The organism is Betaproteobacteria bacterium (assembly GCA_016720925.1).
Lineage (GTDB): Bacteria > Pseudomonadota > Gammaproteobacteria > Burkholderiales > Usitatibacteraceae > UKL13-2.
In genome coordinates this window covers 49,194-72,921 of sequence record JADKJR010000014.1, presented here as the reverse complement: position 1 = coordinate 72,921, position 23,728 = coordinate 49,194, and the positions used below count along the sequence as shown (strand labels likewise).

Genomic DNA, 23,728 nt, shown 5'->3' with positions numbered 1-23,728 from the left:
GCCGGAGGACTGCTCAGTGTGTCATCGTTGATGGGTGTTGCAGCGCTGATGACCCAGAGTGACGATGTGAAGGCCACGGTTGAATGGGCTGAACAATTCCAGGGCAACTACCGATTGATGACGGCTGCAGAGAAAGCAGAGGCGCGCGCACGGCTGGAGCGGCGCTACTCTGCACAGTACAGCAAGAAAGTGACTGTTGACACCAGCGAGGCGCTACCCGGTGTTCTCATGGGGTATGCCTTGAACATCAGGAAGTGCATAGGATGTCGGCGCTGCGTCAACGCCTGTGTCGAGGAAAACAACCAGTCGCGCGGCAAGAATCCCGGGGAACGCATTGAGTGGATCCAGGTGCTCAGAATGGAGCGCGGTGAGTTTTCAAAAGAGAAGATGAACGAGGGCTACCCTGAAGGGCTGGGAATCCAGGTAGGGGGCAATGCATATACCCCAGCCGGTCAAGTGCTTGAGGGCCAGTATCACTACGAACCCGCGCTCGTTCCGGAGAAAGACGCCACCTACATGCCGATTGCCTGCATGCAGTGCGAGAAGCCGCCCTGCGTCAAGGTGTGCCCGGTGAGAACGACTTACCGCGAGGCTGATGGCCCGGTGGTGATCGACTACAACTGGTGCATAGGCTGCCGCATGTGCATGGGTGCCTGCCCTTACTGGGCTCGTCGCATCAATCTGACCACACCTGTTCTGCCAAAGGCAGAGATGAACCCGGTGACGCATTACCTGGGCAACCGGCCGCGCATGAGGGGGGTGGTTGAAAAGTGCCATTGGTGTTTGCAGCGGACTCGCCAGGGGCGCTATCCGGCCTGCGTCGAAGTGTGTCCAGTGGGCGCGCGCAAGTTCGGCAACCTGCTCGACCCCCAAAGCGAAGTGAGTCTGATACTTGCGAGGAAGAATGTGTTCCGCCTGAAGGCCGAACTCAATACCTTTCCGAAGTTCTTTTACTTCTACGACTGAGGAGCCAGATTGTGCACACACTCATCAAATTCGTCATCGATTACACGCGCTATGTCCTCAAGGGGGGGGCAAAGTTTTATGCCTGGATGGGATTCCTGGCGGTCCTCAGTGCGGGCGCGCTTTACGGGTTCTACCTGCAGAACACCGAAGGGCTGATCGTCACCGGCCTGAGCAGCCAGATTCACGACGGCCTTTACTTCGCCAATCTCGTGTTTCTGGTCGGCGTGGCGGCTGGGGCCGTGACTATCGTTTTTCCCGCCTACATCTACCACCACAAGGCCATGCATGAAGTGACAGTGCTGGGTGAGATGCTGGCAATTTCGGCGGTCTGTATGGTCATGCTGTTCGTCTTTGCCCACATGGGTCGCCCCGACCGGCTCTGGCACATGTTGCCCTTTGTCGGCATCTTCAACATGCCTGGTTCTATGCTGGCGTGGGATGTGCTGGTGCTCAACGGCTACCTCATGCTCAATTTCGCCTGCGGGTTCTACTACCTCTATGCGAAATACACGGGTGGCCACGTCAACAACAAGATCTTCATGCCCCTCGTTTACACGTCCATCGTCTGGGCACTCAGCATCCACACTGTCACGGCATTCCTGATCGCGTCGATGCCCGCGCGCCCGATGTGGTTCCACAGCATGATGCCGATACGTTTCATCACCACGGCGTTTGCGGCAGGCCCGTGTCTGATCATTCTGGCTTTCATGATCATCCGCAAGAACACCAAGTTTTGGATTCAGGACGATGCCATCGACGTGCTGTCCAACATCGTTACCTGGTGTCTGGGCCTCGCCCTGTTCCTGACGATGTCGGAAATCGTGGTCGAGCTGTACGCCCGCACCGAGCATGCCAATGGTCTGTACTATCTAATGTTCGGATTGCATGGTCTGACGCGTCTCGTGCCTTGGTTCTGGAGCTCCCTGGCCTTCATGATCATCGCTTTCGTGATGTTTCTGATGCCCAGCGTACGCACCAACTACAAGCTGCTGCCGATTGCCTGTGTGCTGGCGTTTGTCGGTATCTGGATCGAGAAGGGCATGGGCCTCATCGTTCCCGGCTTCATCCCCACGCCCATTGGCGAAGTGATCGAGTACTACCCAACCCTGATCGAGATCGTGATGACCGTCGGTATCTGGGCAATGGGCTTGTTCATCTGGAGCATTTTGCTCAAGGGAGCGATCGGAATCTTGGTGCACGACCTCAAGTATGAGGGCAGTGACGCAGGCAAATCGATTGATTTCCCGAGCAGCGGAGAGACTGCCGCCAGCGCATCAAGGTGAGGCACTCATGATGAAAAAACTTACTTTCAGCGCGATGCTTCTGGCCCTCTGGTGCGGGATAATTTCTTCCGCTTTTTCGCAGCCGACGCAGCCACCCGAAATCACCTGCTTTGAGAGCCGAAAAGGTGCATCGGAAGTCGTCAGGCGCGACCTTCAACCCGGCTGGCCCAACGTGAAATGCTCCCCAAAAACCGGCGCCGTGCTCTGGTGGGGTGATCCGTTTGACGGCACAGTGCCCATGGGTGATATGCCGACCGTGGAGAATTTTCCTACCGGCAAAGCGGTCGTCAAGCCGCGGTCTGAGAAGATCGCCCTGATGCCGATGTGCGCAGTAGCGTGTCATAACGGTGTTGGCCCCAAGTTCAATCCACCCAAACTGCCGACGAGCAAAATGCCAACCCCGATCCCGACGATGGCGGCCATGGTGCCCGATCTGCAGAACCTGCAACATGGTGGTGGCCGCATCTGGTGCCTGGACTGCCACCACACAAACCAGCGCAACAAACTGGTGGATAATTTTGGCAACCCGGTCAGCTTTGACCAGCCGCAGTTGCTGTGCGGCAAATGCCATGGCGACAAGATGCGTGACTGGCGTGACGGTATCCACGGCAAGCGCATTGGCGAGTGGGCCAGCACGGGCAAGAAGCGCTGGTTTACCTGCACCGAATGCCACAACCCGCACAACGTTCAGGACGGTGCCAGAAACAGGGGATTCCCCCAGATTGCCCCAGAAGTGCCACCGCAGCTTCCCTGGGGAATGAAGGACGCCAAGCACGAGCTCCGACATGGCGTTTCCCACTGACATGTCACATCTCCCAGACGACCCTGCCTTGATTCCCCAACCCGCTAAGGGCAGGGGTGACCCCAGTTGGATTGCCCCGGCCCTGACGACGACTGAAAAAGCGCGAATCGTCGGAAAAACGAGTGTCTTTTTCGGCCCGCCGCTAGCCATTCTCACGGACGGGCAAAAGAACACTCTGGAGATCAGCGGCAAGCTGAATCGGACTGCCGAAAGGTACCTGGAGATTCTCAAGCACCACGGCCTGGAACTCAGCGATCCAGAGCGCCGCTGTCTCGCCCATATCTGCCACATCGGCTTTATGTCGCCACTGGAGATCTGCGAACTATCCTTTGAGGTCAGCATGACACGATTCGAGTGCGAGGGCCTGGACAAGGACGCATTGGTAGCGAAGCTCGAACAGGCAAGCTTTGCCGATCTGGTGGCCATTGTTGAGTCACTAGGTTTTTGAGTACAGACTTTCCAAGACAGGAGATGCGTAATGCCGAATCGAGTCCACTGGGTTCCAGACTACAGCATAGGGAATGAGACCCTGGACAGTCAGCACAGCAATATCCTGACGCAGTGCATTGCCTTGGCCGACTGCATCGCCGATGCCGGCCAGGCGAGCGACCGGAAATTCCACAGTATCCTCAATGAACTCGTCGCCCAGGGTGGCGAGCATTTCTCTACCGAAGAGACGCTCCTGACCCAATGCGCATACCCCATGCTCGAGGAGCATCAAAACGAGCGCGACGAGTTCGACTACCTGGCGAAAGAAATCATCACCACAGAAAACTTTGAAAGAATCGAACTCCAGAGATTCCTGACCCTATGGTGGGTCGGACATATCGTGAGCTCCGGCAAGAAGTATCGAGCCTCTCTGGAAAAGCTGCGGCCCGGACTTTGATGGGGTGCAGATCGGCGCTACCGAATAATTCAACAACGCCCTGCCATTTGGAGCATCTGATCTTGACAGACTGAATTGCCGCTTTGACTTGTCTGGCTACAACCACGAAAGACCGGTCGTCACGAGTGTGACTGTCGGCTTAGGGTCGACCAGCCAGTCTCGGTTCTTGATGGCAGTCGTTGGTCGAATGTCTGCTTCCGAGAAAACTGAACGACTCGAGTGGGCCGTCGCTGAATGAGAGGATGACATGTCCGGCTGAATATCCCACTCAACTCGCGGAGAACCAAACACAAGCACTGGCGCGGCGTTTGGAGCATTTATGCCGGAAAAGCCACGCCAGTTCTGGAGTTTGCAAAATGGATTCGCCTATATGGTCCGCGACTGAACTTTACCGCCACAAATTTGACCAACATCAAATCCTGCTCACATTCTTCGGTTAGCATGCGTGGGTAGAATCTGCTCGAAGAAACCTCTCCGGTCATCATGAATCGCCTTACACGCAAACTTGTCAGTCTGCTTGGCATCGTCGCCGTGCTCTCCGCACAACTGGCGGTGTCGGCGTATGCGTGCCCGATGCAATTCATGGCGCTGGAGGAAGCGGTCGCCGTTACCGCGCCTGACGCAAATGCAGGCGGACAAGACTTGACGTCACCTGCGCTTTGCCAGAAGCATTGCGAAAATGGTCAACAGAACGTCAATGACTCGCCGCAGTCGCTGGCGGCCATGTCCGCCGGGCAGGCGTTGGTTGTTGCATTGATTGTCGATCCGCCCGCGCCGCTGCCGGCAATAGATCTCGCGCCTTCCCTCCTGCACGCCACCTCGCCCCCGCTGTCGATTCGCCACTGCTGTTTCCGCATCTGACCACCCCGCTCGCATGAATGCCTGACTCCGTCGGAGTCCGGCTTTTTTCGTTCTTGCTGGAGGTGGCCGTGTATTCGTATCGATATTTCCGATTGCTTTGTCTTCCCTTGATGGCGCTGGTGTTGGCGAGTTTCGCCAGCCATGCGGCCACCAATCTTTCACTCATCGAAGCCCAGCGCATCGCCGTCGGTGACGCCCCGCAGATCGATGCCCAGTCCGCTGCATTGCGTGCCGCGCAACAGGCGAGCGTGGGTGCCAGCGAACAATCCGATCCGAAGCTGATCGCCGGGATCGAGAATATTCCCACCGACGGCGCGGATCGATTCAATCTCACGCGCGAAGGAATGACCATGCGCAAGATCGGCATCATGCAGGACTTCACACGGTCAGAGAAGCTGCAACTGCGTGGCGACCGCGCCAACGCGGAGGTCCAAAAGGAAACGGCGATTCTCACGCTGACCCGGCTCAATCTTCGCCGCGATGTGTCGCTGGCGTGGATCGAGCGCTATTTCGCGGAGCGCCAGCTTGAGCTATTGAAAGAACTCGCGCGCGAAAGTGAATTGCAGGTGACAGCCGCGCAGGCCATGCTCGCAGGCGGCAAGGGCCAGGCAGCCGATCCGTTTGCCGCGCGCCTGTCGGTTGCACAGCTTGCCGATCGCGCCATTGAGGCCGAGCGCAACGTCGCCCGTGCACAGGCAAACCTGGCGCGGTGGATCGGTGCCGACGCACGGCGGCCGCTGGATTCAGCGCCGGCCTTCGACCAGCTCGCGCACGGGCATCAGGAACTGACCAGCAATCTCGAGCAGCATCCACACTTGGCGATGTATGCGCCCATGCAGGCGATGGCCTCCAGCGAGATGAAGCTCGCGAATGCCGCCAAGCATCCGGACTGGTCACTCGAAGTGGCGTTCGCGCAGCGCGGCCCCGCCTACTCGAACATGCTGTCGATCGGCGTGCGCATCGACCTGCCGATCTTTCAAAGCCGTCGCCAGGATCCGGCCGTCGCGTCCAAGCTCGCGCTGGTCGAGCAGGTACGTGCGCAAGCCGAGGATGCGAAACGCGCGCATGCCGCGGATATCGAAACCATGCTGGCCGACTGGAACGCCGCGAAAGCGCGCCTGCAACGTTACGACGCTGAACTGTTGCCGCTGGCGCACGAACGCACGTCGGTGGCGCTTGCGTCCTATCGCGGCGGCAAGGGTGATCTGGCGCCGGTGCTGGAAGCGCGCAAAGGTGAAATCGAAACACGCATGAATCATTTGATGGCGCGGAGCGATCTGGCGCGCGCCTGGACGCAACTCAACTTTCTGCTGGCGGATAAAAAGGACCCATCATGAACAAGAATCTCACGCTAGCCCTTGTGGCGACTGGTCTGGTCGGCGCCGGTATCGGCGCAGGCTATTGGTTTGGTGGGCATCGCGCGCCGGTCGGAGTTGCCAACACCACCGGCGCGCCGGTCGCAGCCAGTGCTGCTACCGTTGATCCCGCGACGGGTGCCGCCGGCAAGAAGCCGCTCTACTACTACGACCCGATGTATCCGCAGCAGAAGTTCGATAAGCCCGGAAAGTCGCCCTTCATGGACATGATGCTGGTACCGGTTTACAGCGATGACGGCGCCGATACCGGCTCAGTCCGCATCAGCCCGCGCGTGGTACAGAATCTCGGCGTGCGCACCGCGCTCGTGACCAGCGGGTCCATCGACAAGAAACTCCAGGTGGTGGGCACGGTGGCCTTCGATGAACGCGCCGTGGTCATTGTGCAAGCGCGCGTCAATGGGTATATCGAAAAACTGTTCGTGCGCGCGCCGCTCGATGCCGTGGTCAAGGGCCAGCCGCTCGCGGAGATCCTCGCGCCCGACTGGGTGTCCGCGCAGGAGGAATACCTGGCGCTGAAGAACAGTCCGCTCGCCAATGATGCACTCCGACAGGCCGCGCGTCAGCGGCTCAGTGTGCTCGGCATGCCGGAGGCCACGATCGCGGCCATCGACGCCAGCGGCAAGACACGCCCGCGTATCACGCTCAGCGCGCCGGCCAGCGGCGTGATCGGCGAACTCGCTGTGCGTGAAGGCATGACGGTGATGCCGGGGGCAATGCTTTTTCGCATCAATGGCCTCTCGACCGTGTGGATCAATGCCGACGTGCCGGAAACTCAAGTTGCATGGCTGAAGCCCGGCAGCATGGTCGAGGCTAGTGTTCCCGCCTACCCCGGCGATGTCTTCAAAGGCCGCGTGACGGCCTTGCTGCCCGAGGTCAATGCCGGCACACGCACGTTGAAGGCGCGCATCGAATTCGTCAACGCGAAAGCAAAGCTGGCGCCGGGCATGTTTGCAACCGTCAGCGTGAGCGCGCCCAAGGCGCAGGAAGTGTTGCTGGTGCCAACCGAGGCGGTGATCCAGACGGGCACGCGTACGGTCGTACTCGTCGCCAGTGCAGGTAGCGATGGCAAACAGCAATTCACGCCGGTGGATGTCGAAATCGGCGCCGAAGCCAATGATATGACCGAGATAAAGTCCGGGCTCACCAAGGGCGCGAAGGTGGTGCTGTCGGGACAATTCCTCATCGACTCCGAAGCCAGCCTGAAGGCCAGCGGCACGCGCATGAGTGAAAGCAAGAGCGAAGGAATGAAGGCGGATGCTCCCATGAAGGGTGCGTCCACGTCCGCAACCGCCACGCACAAGGGTGAGGGCAAGGTGGAAGATATCGGCAAAGGAGTTGTGACCATTTCCCACGGGCCGATACCGACCTTGCAGATGGGCGCGATGACGATGGAATACAAACTCCCGGCAACGGGCGTCCCTGCGGATGTGAAAGTGGGCGCCAGCGTTTCATTTGAGATGACGCAGACGCCTCAGGGCGAATTCGCGCTCGTTAAAATCCAGCGAAAAACCGGAGGCGGCAAATGATCGCGCGACTGATCCGCTGGTCGATCGTCAATCGTTTTCTGGTCCTGCTGGCGACCGTCGCGGTCGCGGCGTGGGGCGTGTGGTCTGTCACCCGTACGCCGCTTGACGCGATTCCCGATCTCTCCGACGTGCAGGTGATTATCCGCACCATGTATCCGGGACAGGCACCGCAAATCGTCGAGAACCAGATCACTTATCCGATCACGACCACGATGTTATCCGTGCCGGGCGTCAAGTCGGTGCGCGGTTACTCGATGTTCGGTGATTCCTTTGTTTATATCCTGTTCGACGATGGCACCGATTTGTATTGGGCACGTTCACGCGTGCTGGAATATCTGAATCTTGCCCAGACGCGGCTGCCGAAGGGTGCCATGCCCTCGCTCGGGCCGGACGCGACCGGCGTCGGCTGGGTTTACGAATATGCGCTGGTGGATCGTACGGGCAAGCATGACCTCTCCGAACTGCGCGCGCTGCAGGACTGGTTTCTCAAATACGAATTGAAAACGGTGCCCAACGTTGCCGAAGTCGCATCGGTCGGCGGTATGGTCAAACAATACCAGGTGGTGCTCGATCCCGCCCGCCTGCGTGCCTACAACATCAGCCATGGCAAAGTGGTGATGGCGATCCAGAACGCCAACCGTGAAAGCGGCGGCTCGGTGCTGGAACTGGGCGAAGCCGAGTACATGGTGCGCGCCGGTGGTTACCTGAAAACGCTCGATGACTTCCGCTCGATCCCGATCCAGGCCAGCGAGGCCGGCGTGCCAGTATTGCTGAAGGATGTGGCGCGCATCCAGATTGGTCCCGAGATGCGACGGGGCATTGCCGAGCTGGACGGCGAGGGTGAAGTGGCCGGCGGCATCATCATCATGCGTTCGGGCAAAAATGCCATGGAAACCATCGCGGCGGTGAAGGCCAAACTCGATGAGTTGAAGCCGGGTCTGCCTGCCGGTGTCGAGATCGTGCCCACTTACGACCGTTCCGCGCTGATCGCGCGCGCGGTGGACAATCTACGCGGCAAACTGATCGAAGAATTCATCGTAGTCGCCGTGGTGTGCTTCGCTTTCCTGTTTCACCTGCGCTCGGCGCTGGTCGCGATCGTTTCGCTGCCGCTGGGTGTATTGATGGCGTTCATCGTCATGCGCTATCAGGGCGTGAACGCCAACATCATGTCGCTCGGCGGGATCGCGATTGCCGTTGGCGCGATGGTCGATGCGGCGGTGGTGATGATCGAGAACGCACATAAACATATTGAGGCATGGCATCACGAGCACCCCGGCGAAAAACTCGTCGGCAATAAACACTGGTCCGTCATCGCCGATGCCGCGGCGGAGGTCGGCCCGGCGCTGTTTTTCTCGCTGTTGATCATCACGCTGTCGTTCATCCCGGTATTCACGCTGGAAGCGCAGGAAGGGCGAATGTTCTCTCCGCTGGCCTTCACCAAGAGCTACGCGATGGCGGCGGCGGCGGGCCTCGCCGTCACGCTGATTCCGGTACTGATGGGTTACCTGATTCGCGGCAAGATTCCCAATGAACAAAAAAACCCGCTGAGCCGCGGGCTGATCGCGCTCTACCGGCCATTGCTGGACAAGGTGCTGGCGTTTCCCAAAGCCACGCTGGTGATCGCGGTTGCAATTCTTCTTGCCACCATTTATCCCGCCACGCAGATAGGCGGCGAATTCATGCCGCCGATGGAAGAGGGCGACCTCTTGTACATGCCGTCCGCGCTGCCGGGATTATCCGCGGGCAAGGCCGCCGAACTCCTGCAACAGACCAACAAGCTCATCATGACGGTTCCGGAAGTCTCGCGCGCCTTCGGCAAGATCGGCCGCGCCGAAACCGCGACCGATCCCGCGCCGATGGAAATGATCGAAACCACCATTCAGTTCAAGCCGCGCGAGCAGTGGCGGCCCGGCATGACGCCGGAAAAACTCATCGCGGAACTGGATCGCACGGTGAAGATTCCCGGCCTCGCCAACCTGTGGGTACCGCCGATCCGCAATCGCATTGACATGCTGGCGACCGGCATCAAAAGTCCGGTCGGCATCAAGGTCGCCGGCACCGATCTGAAAGAAATTGAGCGCATCGCCGGCGAGATCGAGCGCGTGGTGAAGGATGTGCCGGGCGTGACCTCGGCGCTGGCCGAGCGGCTCACCGGTGGCCGCTATATCGACGTCAATATCGACCGTCTCGCTGCCGCGCGTTACGGCATGAACGTGTCGGACGTGCAAGGCCTGGTGTCTGCCGCCATCGGCGGCGACAACATCGGCGAGACCGTCGAGGGGCTGCAACGCTTCCCGATCAACGTGCGATATCCTCGCGAGATACGCGACTCGATCGAGAACCTTCGCAACCTGCCGGTCGTCACCGAGCGCGGCGCGCAGATCACGTTGTCTACCGTCGCCGAAGTAAAGATCACCGATGGCCCGCCCATGCTTCGTAGCGAGAATGCGCGCCTCTCCGGCTGGGTCTACATCGACATTCACGGACGCGACTTGCAATCGACGGTGACCGAGATGCAGCAGGCCGTGGCGAAAGGGGTTACGCTGACTCCTGGTTATTCAATTACATGGTCCGGGCAATTTGAGTATCTGGAACGGGCCAGCGCGCGGCTGAAAGTGGTCGTGCCGTTTACACTGGTGATTATTTTTGTGCTGCTATATCTCACCTTCAAACGCATCGACGAGGCGTTACTGATCATGGCCACGCTGCCGTTCGCACTCGTCGGCGGCCTGTGGTTGATGTATGTCCTTGGCTATTCAATGTCCGTTGCCAGCGCGGTGGGCTTCATCGCGCTCGCCGGCGTGGCCGCCGAGTTCGGCGTGATCATGCTGCTCTACCTGAAGCACGCGTGGGAAAAGCAGATCGCGCTTGGGAATGACGACCTCACGGCGCTAATGGCGGCGATCCGCGAAGGCGCGGTGCTGCGCGTGCGGCCCAAAGCCATGACGGTCGCGGTGATTCTTGCGGGGCTGTTTCCCATCATGTATGGCAGCGGCACGGGTTCTGAAGTGATGCAGCGCATCGCGGCACCGATGGTCGGCGGCATGATCACGGCGCCGCTGCTGTCGATGTTCGTGGTGCCGGTGGTTTATTTGTTGATGCGCTGCCGCAGCGCGCGCCGCGCGGCAACGCAGGCGCATGGTCAGGCCGCATGACCCCTGTGGTGATATCGATGCCGGGAAACGAACGGCTCGCCGATGCCCTTGTATCGGTATTGGCTTGCGAACGCGGCAGCGCGCTCTTGCGCCATTTTCCTGACGGCGAGTCGCATGTGCGCGTGGAGTCGGCATTGGCCGGCCGGCACGCCATTATCGTTTGCACGCTTGACCGGCCCGACACCAAACTCGTGCCGCTACTGCTGCTGGCGGCGGCAGCGCGCGACAGCGGCGCCGTCTCGGTTGGATTGGTGGCGCCCTATCTGGCCTACATGCGGCAGGATCGGCGATTCCATCCGGGTGAGACCATCAGCGCGCAGCATGTGGCGGGATGGATTTCCAGCCGGTTTGATTGGCTGGTGACGGTTGACCCGCACCTGCACCGGATTGCCACGCTGGCATCGATCTATACCATCGCGACACAAATTGTTCACGCCGCAGAAGACGTATCCCGATGGGTAAGTGCCAACGTGCGCCAGCCGCTGTTGATCGGACCTGACGAGGAAAGCGCCCAGTGGGTGGCCGATGTTGCACGCCGTGCGGGCGCGCCGTTCATTATCCTGACCAAGACGCGTCGTGGCGACCGCGATGTCGATGTTTCGGTGCCGCATGCCGAGCGCTGGCGTTCGCACACGCCTGTATTGGTGGACGATATCGTCTCGACCGGGCGGACGATGATCGAGACAATTGGACATCTGCGCGGTTCGGGGCTCGCTGCGCCGGTTTGCATCGCGGTGCATCCGGTCTTCGCGCGGAACGCGTTTGAAGAATTGCGTGCCGCGGGCGCCGCCGAGATCGTCAGTTGCGACACGATTGTTCATCCGAGCAACCGCATTTCTCTGGTTGCCTCCATCGCGGCTGGTGTGCGAGCACTTCTGGCCAATTCTTGAGCGGCAGGAGGCGACTGGCGGTGCGCGGCATGGCTCTATGTCAGGCCAATCCTACACAGGTGTCAGCAATTGGCTGATTAACAGCCGCCCTCGATTCACCCAGCATGGGTCCATCGAAACTTTTTTGATGGAGGCCATATGAAAAACAATTTGCGATTCGGCACTTTGGGCAGTGCGGTGCTGGTGGGCGTGGGCTCGTGGCTTCTCGGTTGCTACGTCCAGGGCGCCGTGCAGCGGCATCACGGGCGCGTCAACAAGAAACTCACCAAGGAAGCAGTCCAGTCATGGGAAGGCGAGGGCGGCAACATCATCGATGCCGCGCCGCGATCCACGGCGGGCTGACACAAATTTTTGCGGGTTCGGCAGGTCCACCCGGAAACCATCCGTGGCAAATCTATTTACCTTGAAAAAAATTCAGATCATGAACGCATCAACCAAAACAGCCCTTGTCACCGCGTTAGTCATTGTCGTTTTGCTGTCGCTGTTTTTTGGCGGGGGAATGTTGACCGGGGTCATGCCGGGTGGCGGGATGATGGGCTACGGAAGCATGGATGGAATCGGCTGGATGTGGGTTCCCATCCTGCTAGTGGTCGTATTCGGCGCCAGGCTGGTGTCGTTCCTCTTCGAAAAGAAATGAAGCAATGAGTGGGCCTGCAACGGCGGATCGACAATTGTCTAACCAAGGAAACACAAAATGAGTCATCAACTGGATCAAAGTGCCAAGGACTGCATCGCCGCTTGCAACGAGTGCGCGACTGAATGCGGAAGCTGTTTCGCGCACATGGCAGGCGTGGAAAGCAAAAATGCCTGTCCGGCCTGTTGCATCGAGTGCGCGGAAATCTGCCGGTTGTGCGCCGACGCGATCGCCCGCAATAGTCCCTTCACGAAGCAGGTCTGCACGATGTGTGCTGACGTCTGCGATTGGTGCGCGGCACAGTGCGGTGCGCATGAAATGGACCACTGTAAGCGTTGCGCAGAGGCTTGCCGCCGGTGCGCCGAGACTTGTCGCAAGATGGCCGGTTGAGCCGTGCAAATCCGGTATTACAGATAGTGGGCACGCCAACGACCTTTGGCCCATGGGACCATTTGGCCGTACCGGCTTGGCGCAACCGAATTGGGCGTTCGTGGAGAACTGCATATCACCGGTTGTGCATCCTCGTCAACCTTGCTGGTGACGCCAAAATGAAAAAACTCCTGTTCGCAACGCTTCTGTCCCTGCTGGCCGGCGCCGTCATGGCCGCGCCCAATCCGCACCGCCTCCGCAAACTGAAACCGAAGTCGCACATTTGCTGGATTTTGTCCGGGATTCCCCGTGCCAGTTCAATCGCAATGACACGTGGCACGACGGCAAGGACGCGCGGCAGCATCTTGAAATGAAATATGACGCGCTCGCCTCGCGGGGAATGATCGGCAAGGCCGAAGATTTCATTGACCGGGCCGCGTCGAAAAGCAGTTTCAGCGGCCAGAAATATCAAATTCGCTGCGCGGATGGAAAGACAACTTCCAGCGCGCAGTGGCTGTCTGACGAACTCAGGCGGTATCGACAGGACAAGAACAAAACGTGACGTGGTATTGCGATCGCACTAAACTCAAGTGCAGGCCTGCTTGTCGAGACGAAGACCCTCGTGAAAGTGCGCCAATTGGCGATCTACGATCATTTGTGCCAATTGGTGACGGCAGGATCGCCAATCGATAGTTGCGATAGTTGCAGGTCAGGTCATGAATGCACGGGATGGGCGTAGACTATCGTCATCCCGCTTTGTGGTTCCTCGCATGAGTCCCGCAACACGCGCCCGTAGCCTGATCATCGACGACGCAGACCCGCAACTGCGCGCGGCGGCTTACTTGTTACCGCCACGGGACGTACCCATGAGCCCAGTCAGCGCGCCGCCGCCAACGACAGAGCACGAAATGCTGGCCAACTCCGCGACATTGCGGCTGGTACTGCTTTACGCCCTGTTTGCGGGCCTCTGGATCATGTTCTCCGACAATTTTGTCGGCTGGCTGTTCCGCGATCCGGTCGATATTGTCATGGCCAGTACCGCCAAAGGCTGGCTGTTTGTCGCGGTGACATCCATTTTCCTGTTCGGGCTGGTTCGGCGTTTGCTCAATCAGGCGCTGACGCTGGCGCGGCGCGAACAGGCGGCGCAAGCCGAGAATATACGCGAGCCCAGCGACTGCTCAACGCTGTCGTCGATGCGTCGTCCGACGCCATTTTTGCCAAAGATCTGGAGGGCCGTTACCTGGTGATCAACGCGGAAACCGCGCGGCTCATTGGAAAGTGCGCCGAAAAGGCAATTGGCCACGACGACACGGACATCATGCCGCCGGCGCAGGCAGCGGCAATCCGTGCCAACGACCGCCGGGTAATCACCGAGAAGCAGATTATTACCTACGAAGAATTGGTCTCCACCGCGGATGGAGAGCGTATTTTTCTGGCCACCAAGGGGCCGCTGCACGATGACGGCGGAAATGTCATCGGGATGTTCGGCATCTCCCGTGACATCACCGAGCGCAAACGCGCCGAAATCAAAATCCAGCGCGTCACGCAGCTTTACGCCGCCTTGAGCCGTTGCAATGATGCGATCGTGCGCTGCGAGAACGAGACGGCGCTATTCCTGCAAGTCTGCCGCGTTGCGGTACAGTCTGGCGGCATGAAGATGGCGTGGATTGGTCTGATGGACGGGGCGGGCGAGCGGGTCAATCCGGTGGCGGCTTATAGCGAAGAGATTGATTATCTGGATGGCGTGCAGATTTCGGTGGGCGCCGATGAGCCGCATGGTCTCGGTCCAACGGGCACGGCGATTCGCGAAGATCGGCCGGTCTGGTGTCAGGATTTTCTCAATGACGCAAGTACCGCACCGTGGCATGCGCGCGGCGCGCGCGCCGGCTGGGCATCTTCGGCGGCGCTGCCGTTGCATCGCAATGGCACGGTCATCGGCGCGTTTAATCTTTACAGCGCCGAGGCGAATGCCTTCGACGAAGAAATTCGCAAGCTACTGCTTGAAATGGCGACCAACATCAGCTTCGCGCTGGACAGTTTCGCGCGCGATAGCGCGCGTAAGGCGGCCGAGGCGGCGCTGAAGGAAAGCGAAAGCCGGCATCGCACCATCATGGCCGCCGTGACCGACAGTATCGCCGTGCTGGACGACACGGGCCGCATCGCCTATATCAATCGCGTGCCGTCCGGACTCACATTGGCGGAGGTGACGGGCTCCCATTGGCTGACGTGGCTGGAGCCTGCCGACCGGCGAAATGCGAGTGAGGCAATCGCGACGACCCTTGCGACAAATGAACCAGCGACCATCGAATTTCGTGTGCTTGTGCCAGACCGGCAGTTGATCTGGTACCAGGCGACGTTTTCACGCATGCCTTCACCTGACACGGCCCAAGTGGTATTGACCGCGCGTGACATCACGGATCGCAAGGCCACGGAGGATCAGTTACGCAAGCTCTCGTTGGCGGTGGAACAGAGTCCGGAGTGCATTGTCATCACCGATGCCGACGCCCGCATTGAATACGTGAACGAGGCCTTCCTTGCGTCGACCGGGTACAGTCGCGAAGAGCTCATCGGCCAGAATCCGCGCATCCTGCAATCGGGCAAGACACCGCACGTGACGCATGTCGCCATGTGGACCGCGCTGGCCCAGGGACTGCCATGGAAGGGCGAATTCCATAATCGCCGCAAGGACGGTAGCGAGTATGTTGAACACGCGATCATCGCGCCGCTGCGGCAACCGGACGGATCCATCACCCAATATGTGGCGGTGAAGGAAGACATCACCGAGAAAAAACGCTTCGGCATGGAACTGGATCGCCACCGGCACCATTTGCAGGAACTTGTTGAACAGCGCACGGCGGAGCTCACCACGGCACGCCAGCAGGCTGAGGCGGCCAATTTGGCGAAGAGTGCGTTCCTGGCCAACATGAGCCACGAAATCCGCACGCCGATGAACGCCATCATCGGCCTCACGTATCTGTTGCGGCATGCCGGCGCGACACCCGAACAGGCCGAGCGGCTGGACAAGATCAACGGCGCCAGCCAGCACCTGTTATCGCTCATCAACGACATCCTCGATTTATCGAAGATCGAAGCCGGCCGGATGCAATTGGAGCGCACCGACTTCAAGCTTTCCGCCGTCCTTGATTACGTAGCGTCCATCATCGGCCAGGGGGCGGGGGACAAGGGGCTCAAGGTGGAGGTCGATGGCGACGAGACGCCGGAATGGCTGCATGGCGACGTGACGCGCGTGCGGCAGGCGCTGCTCAACTATGCCGGCAATGCCGTCAAGTTCACTGACAAAGGTTCGATTGCGCTTCGCGCGCGGCTGGTGGAAGAAAGCGGGGGCGATGTACTGGTGCGCTTCGAGGTCGCGGACTCGGGAATCGGCATTGCGCCCGATGGAATTGCCCGGCTGTTCCAGGCCTTCGAGCAAGCTGACAAGTCAACAACGCGCAAATATGGCGGTACCGGACTTGGCCTCTCGATCACCCGGCACCTCGCGCAACTGATGGGTGGTGAAGCTGGCGCGGAAAGCGCACCGGGCGCGGGCAGCACCTTCTGGTTTACCGCACGCCTGCAGCACGGCCGGGGGAGCATGCCGACCGGGCCGGTCACGGATGCATTGGACGCCGAGACGCGGTTGCGGCGGCAGCACGCCGGCGCGCGCGTGCTGCTGGTGGAAGACAATGCCATCGCCCGCGAAGTGGCGGTCGAGCTGTTGCACGGGGCCGGGCTGGCGGTGGATACGGCCGAAGATGGGCGCGAGGCGGTGAAGCAGGTGCAGGTCCGTCCCTACGACCTGATCCTCATGGACATGCAAATGCCCAACATGGACGGACTCGAAGCCACGCACGCGATCCGTGCGCTGGCGGGTTGGGAGACCATCCCGATTGTCGCCATGACGGCCAATGCCTTCGACGACGATCGCCGCGCTTGCGAAGCGGCCGGCATGAATGACTTCGTGGCCAAACCCGTGGAGCCGCGTTTACTCTATGACACGTTGCTGAAATGGCTGCCGGTGGTGGCGGTGAATGTGCACAACATGATGGATAACGTACCCGACCGTGCGCATGCCGGGCCGCGTGCAAACCCCATACAGGGATTGGCGACTACAGCCACATTGGCGCGCGTCGCCGGTTTGCCGGGCATGAATGTGGCGCATTGCCTGGCAGCACTGCGCGGCAATGCCGACGATTATCTGGATGTGCTGGGCCGCTTTGTGAAATCACATGCTGAAGATATGGCACGCATGGCCGAATGCCTGGCCAGTGGCGATCACGCCACTGCCTTGCGCATCGCGCATACGCTCAAGGGCACGGGAGCCATTCTGGGGGCCGATCACCTGGCGGCAGTCGCGGCGAGCGTCGAAAGCAGGCTGCGTGCAAATCCGGGCGGGAACATTCGTGGTGACGATATTCGACCCGAGATGGACGCCATCGGCCGCGACCTCACCGCCCTTGCGGGTGCCCTGCAACCGCCTGACATTGCCCCGCCTGCGGACGTCCAGCCAACGGTCCGGTAATCCGTGAGGGCCGTCCTTCACAGGGAAAAGGACAATCCTTCAACTTATTCAATTGCCACAAGCAAAACACAAGCACTGGAGCGGACTTCCGGCCATTTATGCCCGGAAAGGCGCGCCGAATGGCGTTCTGCGAGGCAGATTGTCGATATTGATAGAATCTCGACGCGCGCCGGCAGCCGATTGCCGCGTCACGCAAATATTGAATGACCACCGGGACCCCACATGACTTGGCTCATCAGCAAATATCTCATTACTTCCGCCATCGTCGTGGCCGTCTCCGAAATCGCCAAGCGCAGTGACCGTCTGGGTGCATTCATCGCCGCGTTGCCGCTGGTGACATTTCTCGCGCTCATCTGGTTGTACGTTGAAGATCAACCCGCCGAGAAAATTGCGAACCATGCCTATTACACGTTCTGGTACGTGCTGCCGACGTTGCCGATGTTTCTGGTGTTTCCGATGCTGCTCAATCGGATTGGCTTCTGGCCGACGCTGGCGGCATGCGCGGTGATCACCGTTGTGTTGTTTGCGGTGTTGTGCAAGGTGCTGGAGCCGTTTGGCATTCGGCTGTTGTGAGCGCAGGATTGGACGATTGACGGATTTGGCGAGTCAGGTTTCGGGCGGCGGTTTCCGCGCGATTAGCGTGGCAAACGATTTCAGCTGATTGTCGGGTGCGGAAAATTCATGAAATCCGGAATGCAGTATGTCCCAGGGCGCAAACCGCTGTTCCAATTCATGACGTGAAAACAGGCAATGCGCGTCTGGGCCAAACATGTCCAGATACGTAGTGCCTTCGATCAGGACATTGATGACCGCGACTCCGCCTTCTCGTACGTGCGCCTGCAGGCTGGCGAGACTCTTGAATGCTGTTGTGCAATCGAAAAACATCAACAGCCCGATGGATACGATGATGTCGAATTCTTCGGTAACTTCGTAGTTTCGCAGGTCCGCTTGCGCGGCAAAGATGTCGAGCGATTCCCGCCGCGCACGGTCCTGCAAGTGGTGAATTGCGGCGCTGCTTCCATCCAGCGCCACCACTGAACAACCACGCTTGGCGGCAGCCACGGCAAGATTACCCATGCCGCAACCGAAATCGAGCACGCGCCCGTGGAGATAGGGTAGCGCCAGCAACTCGAAGGGATTCAACGCCAGGTTTCCCTCAATGGCTTGGCGCTGAAACTGCTCGTCAAAAAAATGAACGCTGTGGCCGGAATTCATCATGACATCATCGACGCAATCTTCGGCCACGCACGCATCGCCGCGGCATATCCGGCTGCAATCAGTTGGTCGTGAGAATTGTCCTTGCCGATGAACTGGTGCAGGTTCATGCGTATCGCGACATCGGCCCGCGGTATCTGCTCGTTGATCAATGCATTCGCCATGATGTGCATCGTCTGGAATGCGACACCAGTCAAGCCGTGAAACTGATCTTCGCCCGGTCGAAAGGCAACATCCACGCCGATGACAATATTCGCGCCCATTTCGCGTACCGCGATGACCGGAACCGGTTCGGTTAGGCCGCCATCAACCAGAGCGCGGCCGTCAATTTTAACGGGCTCAAAAAATACCGGAATGCTGCATGATGCATCGACCGCCGCGCCTGCGGAACCCTTGCGAATGACCACGCGCTCGCCGGTCGCAACATCCGTCGCGACGGCGCCAAATGGGAGTGATAATTGCTCAATTCGTCGATCACTCAGCGCAGTATCAATCATTGTTCGCAATTTGGCGTTTTGCATCAGCCCCTTGCCGGACCATGACAGACTCAACAAGCCGGGCCATTCGATGCGACGCGCGATCGCATCGATCTCGGCATACGGCAACTTTGCCGCGACCAGCACGCCGACGATGGCGCCCACGCTCGTGCCGGCAATGAAATGAAAGGGCAGGCCCTTCTCGGCAAACGCTTTCAGCACGCCCACATGCGCGATGCCGTGAATGGAGCCGCCACCAAACGCAATGCCCACCCGCTGGCCGGGAATGGCGGCCTTTGCTTTCGCGGGTTTTCGCCCGGCGCCAGGATTGGCGGAGCCCGTCGGTGCCGACAGTGCAAGCGCCGGTATGCAACCGATCGTGCCCAGGAATGCTCTGCGTCGCATTGGCGTGACCTTGCTAGGAAAAATTGCGTAAACGGTGTGGGCTCATCATAACTATCGGCGCGCTCATTCGCGCGCTATGTGACATTGAAATTAAGCATCATGCCGTCGTCCTCGTGTTCCAGATTGTGGCAATGGAGAACATAGTTGCCGGCGGCGCTGAACCGCAGCAGAATCTCAACCGACTCAAAGGGACGCACGAGCACGGTATCTTTCCAGCCAAGATCGGTCGCGAGACGCTTGGCCTCGACGCCGTCGCGCGAGGCCACTTGAAACTGCGTGCCGTGTACGTGCATGGGGTGCGGTTCCATGCCACGGCTGATGAACTGCCAGCGCTCAAGGTCGCGTCGACGGGCCACAAAATCGATCCGCGGGAAGTGCCGGGGCGACTCATTTGCCGTTGTTTGCCTGCTTGAGGTTGACATCAATGTCGATCGGTTGCGACGAGCGATTGCTCCACATCCAGCAGTAATCCTGATCCGCGGGGACGGAAAGCGTGCCGTCGGCGCTCGCAACTTCCTTGCGATTTTCAGGATAGCTGACGTCCTTGCCAACGTGATAGTGGATGTTGAAATCGCTGGGTGCGCTGCCTTTGAACTGCCACGCGACGGCGTCATCTGACTTGAGCTTGCCGCACACCTCGAGGAACTTTTTCGGTCCGACACTGGACTTATGCGAGAAGGTGCCGCCCTCCCATTTCAAATCGACAAGTTCAGCGTGTGCAGAGGCCGAAAGCGCAAGTATTAGTAGCAATGATGCCGCTTTCATTTGGTCACCTCGATAGCGGTAATGGCGATACCACCGCTGATGTTCTCCGCTTGGAACTTGACCTTGTCACCGGCCTTTATTTTGCCAAGCAACGCGGGATCCTTGACCAGAAACACCATGGTCATCGCGGGCATGTCCAGGTTTCTGATTGCGCCGTGCTTGAGCGTGACCTTCTTTGCCTCCTTGTCGACTTTGCGCACTTCGCCATCGGTCATGGTGGTGGTGTTGCTGGCCATCCTGCTTGCCGGGGGCTCGCTTGCGAGTTGCTTGTCATGCTCGCCCGCTGCCCATGCGGACGCCAGTAAAAGTGGCGAAAGCAGGGCGACGGCTGCGGTTAACAAACTGATGGGTTTCATTGATTTCTCCTGGGATAAAAGGTGGAACGAGTTTTTGTACAGGCCTAATATGGCCGGTGTTTTTCAAGCAACCGAAGCTCGCGAACAATCGAAGCGATTGCATATAGCGCAATCGCGGCGCCGATTGAGGCCGTCACGCATACGACAGTGAAATCGCATTCTTCGCAACACACCAGCGGCCAAAAGGCGATCAGCAGAAACAGATATGGCATTGGGGCCTCCCGCAAATTCCAGATAGTGGTAAATGGATTATTTGGCCATCACCGATATCCTGCCGATCATCCCGGCTTGATAGTGTCCGGGAATCAGGCAGGCGAAATCAAATTCGCCGGTGCGATTGAATGTCCAGATGATCTCGCCAGCCTTGCCTGCCGGCACGTGCACCATGTAAGGCTCGTCGTGCTCCATGTCCGGAAATCTCAACATGAGCGCCGCGTGCTCATCGAGGACTACTTTGGTGCCGATGACCATCTCGTGCAGCATTTTGCCTTCGTTCCTGAGCGCAAGCTTTATCGTTTCCCCTCGCGTGACGATAATCTTGTCCGGCACAAAACGCATGTTGTCGGTCATGGCAATATTGATGGTGCGTTTGACTGCCTTTGCGTCACCGGCAATGCCCCAGGGTTTCTGTTCTTTCGTCACGGCGGCAGCTTTGTTCTTGCCATGCTCATCCCCGTGCGCGAAGGCGGAAGTACTCAACGCCGGCAGCAATACGGCCAGCAATGTGATAAATGTGGTTCGCTTCATGTTCCCTCTATTCGTGATGCGCGCAATATAGGCAGGCGCAGCGCGGACGCGATGCATGCGTCCGGCGTCCAGGATGGACGTACTCTTCCGGCAACTCAGGAATGGAGTGTTCGCGGCGGCGGTGAGGCCGGTTCAGGGAAGAACGAGGTGTGCGGCGACGGCGTCGCCAACTCGAAGCTGTTCGAGGGCGTAAGGCCCGGCAAATTCTGGATGCTCGGCAACATCAGCGAGACCGCCAAATGGCATAGTAAACAATGCTCACAAAGGCCTGATGGATTGGTGTCTGATATGGCCGCGGTATTGTGGCACGGTAACGATGAAATGCCACCGGTCACCGACGCATCCACTGAATCTGCGTCTGTGGCCATTTCGGCGTGCAAGGATGCGACCGCGCCGCCCGGCATACCGGAAATTGGCATGACCGCCGCGATGGCTCCGGAAAACGGAAGCCACGCAATCATCCAGACCAAGGTCAGCTTGCGCAGAGAATTCATCAACATGAGACAAGCTTAGCGCGAAAAGGTGCCGGACAGCCGGGAAATTGTTCCGCCATCCATGGATTAAAACACAAGCACTGACGGGCATTTTCGGCACTTTATGGTCTGAAACCCGCGCCAATGCTTGAGTTTGTCGGTTGTGCAGGAGCATTGTGTTGTCGTGACCAATTGGTACTGGTCATTTTCCGCTACAATTCGCGTGCCGATTATTTCGTGGGAGAGAGCTCCGGTCACATCAGGAGCCGCCGAAGGCGCATTGCCCATAATCGCTCAGGCGAAAGAACCACGAAAAGTCACGCGGCACTCTGGAGAGACTTGCAGGCTTGATGCCCGGCAAGCGCCGAAGGGGCACGCAGCCACGTCGTTTTTGACGGTTGCTCAACTCTCAGGCAAAAGGACAGAGGGGCAGGCATGTCATACTGAAAAGTCATGACGTGTTTCGCGTCCCCGTCCCTAATGCTCCGAGAGATCACATGTCCCTACAACGCACCCCCCTGTTTGAATCCCACGTCGCCGGCGGCGCAAAGATGGTCGACTTCGGGGGCTGGGAAATGCCGCTGCACTATGGCTCGCAACTCAATGAACACCACGCCGTTCGCAAGGATGCGGGCATGTTCGACGTCTCGCATATGTGCGCGGTCGATGTGTCGGGCGCCGTGCCCAAGTCTTTCTTTCGCCGGTTGATCGCCAACGACGTTGCCAAGCTCACCACGCCGGGCAAGGCGCTTTACTCGGCGATGCTCAATTCGGCGGGCGGCGTCATCGATGACCTCATCGTCTATTGGCGGGGCGGCGACAATTATCGCGTGGTGGTGAATGCCTCGACGTCGGTGAAAGATCTCGCCCACATGAACCGCATCGCCCAAACCTACGATATGGATATCACGCCGCGCCGGGAACTGGCGATGATCGCGGTGCAAGGGCCGAACGCGCGCGAAAAAGTAATGGCCGTGCGGCCCTCATGGCGCGCGGTTGGAGAAGCACTCAACGTATTTTTCGGAGCGGAGATTGGTGACGTGTTCCTCGCTCGCACCGGCTATACCGGTGAGGACGGTTTTGAGATTACGTTGCCGGCCGCGGACGCGCCGGCGCTTTGGGCCGATCTCAAGTCGGCCGGGGTGGCGGAATGTGGCCTTGGCGCGCGCGACACATTGCGGCTGGAAGCCGGCATGAATCTTTACGGCAACGACATGGACGAAACGGTAAATCCGCTCGATGCCGGCATGGGCTGGACGGTCGATCTCAAAACCGACCGCGATTTTATTGGCCGGGCCGCGCTGGAAGCCAAAGGGCAAAGCAAGGCGTTTGTCGGCCTGAAGCTGCTCGATCGTGGTGTGATGCGCAGCCACATGAAAGTGCTGACGGCACATGGTGACGGTCAAACCACCAGCGGCACTTTCTCGCCCACGCTCGGGTTTTCCATCGCACTCGCGCGCGTGCCGATGGCCGTTGTGCCTGGCGACAAGGTGCAGATCGACATTCGCGGCAAGCTGGTCGATGCCCTCGTCACCAAGCCATCATTTGTTCGTAACGGAAAAGCGCTCGTCTGATTACTTCGCCATTTCACTTTCCATCCAAGGAGAACCAACATGAATTTCCCCACCGATCTCAAATACGCCGAAAGCCACGAGTGGGTCCGCACTGAAGCGGATGGCACGTTGACGGTGGGCATCAGCGACGTCGCGCAGGACATGCTTGGCGACATGGTGTTTTGCGGCGACGTGAAGGTAGGCGAGCTGCTCAGCAAGGGTGAAACTGCGGGCGTGGTCGAAAGTGTCAAAGCGGCCAGCGATGTGTACATGCCGGTGGATGGCGAAATCACGGCTTTCAATGCCGAGCTGGATACCAATCCGGAAAAAATCAATGGTGATCCTTATGGTGCCTGGATATTCAAGGTGAAGCCGGCCGCGGGTGCGACGATAGCGGGCTTGATGGATGCGGCGGCGTATGAGGCGAGTGTCAAGGCGGGCTAAGTCAGACTTGCATGACATTACTGC

General features: G+C 59.2%; 26 protein-coding genes and 1 riboswitch. Of the genes, 20 read left to right on the top strand and 6 right to left on the bottom strand.

Annotated elements, in window-relative coordinates; translation table 11 throughout:
• The first annotated feature begins 30 nt into the window (after positions 1 to 30).
• From IPP88_17395 to IPP88_17315, 17 genes are all read left to right on the top strand, one after another.
• On the top strand, positions 31 to 966 hold the full coding sequence (locus IPP88_17395; GenBank protein MBL0124421.1) for a 4Fe-4S dicluster domain-containing protein: 936 nt from the start codon (positions 31 to 33) through the stop codon (positions 964 to 966).
• Between the two features lie 11 nt (positions 967 to 977).
• Positions 978 to 2,249 (top strand): polysulfide reductase NrfD, encoded by a 1,272-nt coding sequence (gene nrfD / locus IPP88_17390; protein ID MBL0124420.1) that lies wholly within the window; start codon positions 978 to 980, stop codon positions 2,247 to 2,249.
• A 10-nt stretch (positions 2,250 to 2,259) separates the two neighbouring features.
• Positions 2,260 to 3,051 carry a hypothetical protein gene (locus IPP88_17385; protein ID MBL0124419.1) on the top strand — a complete coding sequence of 264 codons (792 nt, stop codon included), beginning with the start codon at positions 2,260 to 2,262 and terminating at the stop codon, positions 3,049 to 3,051.
• Positions 3,035 to 3,499, top strand: coding sequence for a hypothetical protein (locus IPP88_17380; protein ID MBL0124418.1), 465 nt, complete (start codon positions 3,035 to 3,037; stop codon positions 3,497 to 3,499). The genes IPP88_17385 and IPP88_17380 overlap by 17 nt, the downstream gene beginning before the upstream one ends.
• 30 nt (positions 3,500 to 3,529) lie before the next feature.
• Entirely contained in the window at positions 3,530 to 3,937 is a 408-nt protein-coding gene (locus IPP88_17375; GenBank protein MBL0124417.1) for a hemerythrin domain-containing protein, read from the top strand.
• Between the two features lie 483 nt (positions 3,938 to 4,420).
• Positions 4,421 to 4,798, top strand: coding sequence for a hypothetical protein (locus IPP88_17370; protein ID MBL0124416.1), 378 nt, complete (start codon positions 4,421 to 4,423; stop codon positions 4,796 to 4,798).
• 17 nt (positions 4,799 to 4,815) lie between these two features.
• Complete coding sequence (locus IPP88_17365; protein MBL0124415.1) at positions 4,816 to 6,135, top strand: TolC family protein; 1,320 nt, start codon at positions 4,816 to 4,818, stop codon at positions 6,133 to 6,135.
• The gene (locus tag IPP88_17360) at positions 6,132 to 7,700 is read left to right on the top strand and encodes an efflux RND transporter periplasmic adaptor subunit (GenBank protein MBL0124414.1); all 1,569 of its coding nucleotides are present in this window, start codon (positions 6,132 to 6,134) and stop codon (positions 7,698 to 7,700) included. The genes IPP88_17365 and IPP88_17360 overlap by 4 nt, the downstream gene beginning before the upstream one ends.
• The gene (locus tag IPP88_17355; GenBank protein MBL0124413.1) at positions 7,697 to 10,855 is read left to right on the top strand and encodes an efflux RND transporter permease subunit; all 3,159 of its coding nucleotides are present in this window, start codon (positions 7,697 to 7,699) and stop codon (positions 10,853 to 10,855) included. The genes IPP88_17360 and IPP88_17355 overlap by 4 nt, the downstream gene beginning before the upstream one ends.
• Entirely contained in the window at positions 10,852 to 11,745 is an 894-nt protein-coding gene (locus IPP88_17350) for a ribose-phosphate pyrophosphokinase (protein ID MBL0124412.1), read from the top strand. Before IPP88_17355 ends, IPP88_17350 begins: the two co-directional genes overlap by 4 nt.
• Before the next feature lie 138 nt (positions 11,746 to 11,883).
• Entirely contained in the window at positions 11,884 to 12,087 is a 204-nt protein-coding gene (locus IPP88_17345; GenBank protein MBL0124411.1) for a hypothetical protein, read from the top strand.
• A 79-nt stretch (positions 12,088 to 12,166) separates the two neighbouring features.
• Positions 12,167 to 12,382 carry a hypothetical protein gene (locus IPP88_17340; GenBank protein ID MBL0124410.1) on the top strand — a complete coding sequence of 72 codons (216 nt, stop codon included), beginning with the start codon at positions 12,167 to 12,169 and terminating at the stop codon, positions 12,380 to 12,382.
• 57 nt (positions 12,383 to 12,439) lie between these two features.
• On the top strand, positions 12,440 to 12,769 hold the full coding sequence (locus IPP88_17335; protein ID MBL0124409.1) for a four-helix bundle copper-binding protein: 330 nt from the start codon (positions 12,440 to 12,442) through the stop codon (positions 12,767 to 12,769).
• Positions 12,770 to 13,031: 262 nt separating this feature from the next.
• On the top strand, positions 13,032 to 13,310 hold the full coding sequence (locus tag IPP88_17330) for a DUF5329 domain-containing protein (protein ID MBL0124408.1): 279 nt from the start codon (positions 13,032 to 13,034) through the stop codon (positions 13,308 to 13,310).
• 208 nt (positions 13,311 to 13,518) lie between these two features.
• Positions 13,519 to 13,995, top strand: a complete 477-nt coding sequence (locus tag IPP88_17325; protein MBL0124407.1) for a hypothetical protein — start codon at positions 13,519 to 13,521, stop codon at positions 13,993 to 13,995.
• On the top strand, positions 13,992 to 17,270 hold the full coding sequence (locus tag IPP88_17320) for a PAS domain S-box protein (GenBank protein MBL0124406.1): 3,279 nt from the start codon (positions 13,992 to 13,994) through the stop codon (positions 17,268 to 17,270). Before IPP88_17325 ends, IPP88_17320 begins: the two co-directional genes overlap by 4 nt.
• A gap of 222 nt (positions 17,271 to 17,492) precedes the next feature.
• The gene (locus IPP88_17315) at positions 17,493 to 17,843 is read left to right on the top strand and encodes a DUF3147 family protein (protein ID MBL0124405.1); all 351 of its coding nucleotides are present in this window, start codon (positions 17,493 to 17,495) and stop codon (positions 17,841 to 17,843) included.
• A 33-nt stretch (positions 17,844 to 17,876) separates the two neighbouring features.
• On the opposite strand, the gene IPP88_17310 is transcribed toward IPP88_17315, so the two are convergent.
• The 6 genes from IPP88_17310 to IPP88_17285 all read right to left on the bottom strand — a co-directional run bounded on the left by IPP88_17310 (position 17,877) and on the right by IPP88_17285 (position 21,234).
• Positions 17,877 to 18,515: a class I SAM-dependent methyltransferase gene (locus tag IPP88_17310; GenBank protein ID MBL0124404.1), complete on the bottom strand. Its 639-nt coding sequence runs from the start codon at positions 18,513 to 18,515 to the stop codon at positions 17,877 to 17,879.
• A complete protein-coding gene (locus IPP88_17305) occupies positions 18,485 to 19,366 on the bottom strand; it encodes a patatin-like phospholipase family protein (GenBank protein MBL0124403.1) in 882 nt (293 codons plus the stop codon). The genes IPP88_17310 and IPP88_17305 overlap by 31 nt, the downstream gene beginning before the upstream one ends.
• 74 nt (positions 19,367 to 19,440) lie before the next feature.
• On the bottom strand, positions 19,441 to 19,980 hold the full coding sequence (locus tag IPP88_17300; GenBank protein ID MBL0124402.1) for a multicopper oxidase domain-containing protein: 540 nt from the start codon (positions 19,978 to 19,980) through the stop codon (positions 19,441 to 19,443).
• Between the two features lie 147 nt (positions 19,981 to 20,127).
• A complete protein-coding gene (locus IPP88_17295; protein MBL0124401.1) occupies positions 20,128 to 20,487 on the bottom strand; it encodes a copper-binding protein in 360 nt (119 codons plus the stop codon).
• Between the two features lie 44 nt (positions 20,488 to 20,531).
• The gene (locus IPP88_17290; protein MBL0124400.1) at positions 20,532 to 20,699 is read right to left on the bottom strand and encodes a hypothetical protein; all 168 of its coding nucleotides are present in this window, start codon (positions 20,697 to 20,699) and stop codon (positions 20,532 to 20,534) included.
• Positions 20,700 to 20,736: 37 nt separating this feature from the next.
• Complete coding sequence (locus IPP88_17285; protein MBL0124399.1) at positions 20,737 to 21,234, bottom strand: cupredoxin family protein; 498 nt, start codon at positions 21,232 to 21,234, stop codon at positions 20,737 to 20,739.
• Between the two features lie 210 nt (positions 21,235 to 21,444).
• On the opposite strand from IPP88_17285, the gene IPP88_17280 reads away from it, so the two are divergent.
• From IPP88_17280 to gcvH, 3 genes are all read left to right on the top strand, one after another.
• A complete protein-coding gene (locus IPP88_17280) occupies positions 21,445 to 21,747 on the top strand; it encodes a hypothetical protein (GenBank protein MBL0124398.1) in 303 nt (100 codons plus the stop codon).
• A 188-nt stretch (positions 21,748 to 21,935) separates the two neighbouring features.
• Positions 21,936 to 22,027, top strand: a riboswitch (glycine riboswitch).
• Between the two features lie 177 nt (positions 22,028 to 22,204).
• On the top strand, positions 22,205 to 23,281 hold the full coding sequence (gene gcvT / locus IPP88_17275; protein MBL0124397.1) for a glycine cleavage system aminomethyltransferase GcvT: 1,077 nt from the start codon (positions 22,205 to 22,207) through the stop codon (positions 23,279 to 23,281).
• 39 nt (positions 23,282 to 23,320) lie between these two features.
• The gene (gene gcvH, locus IPP88_17270) at positions 23,321 to 23,704 is read left to right on the top strand and encodes a glycine cleavage system protein GcvH (protein ID MBL0124396.1); all 384 of its coding nucleotides are present in this window, start codon (positions 23,321 to 23,323) and stop codon (positions 23,702 to 23,704) included.
• Positions 23,705 to 23,728 lie beyond the last annotated feature (24 nt).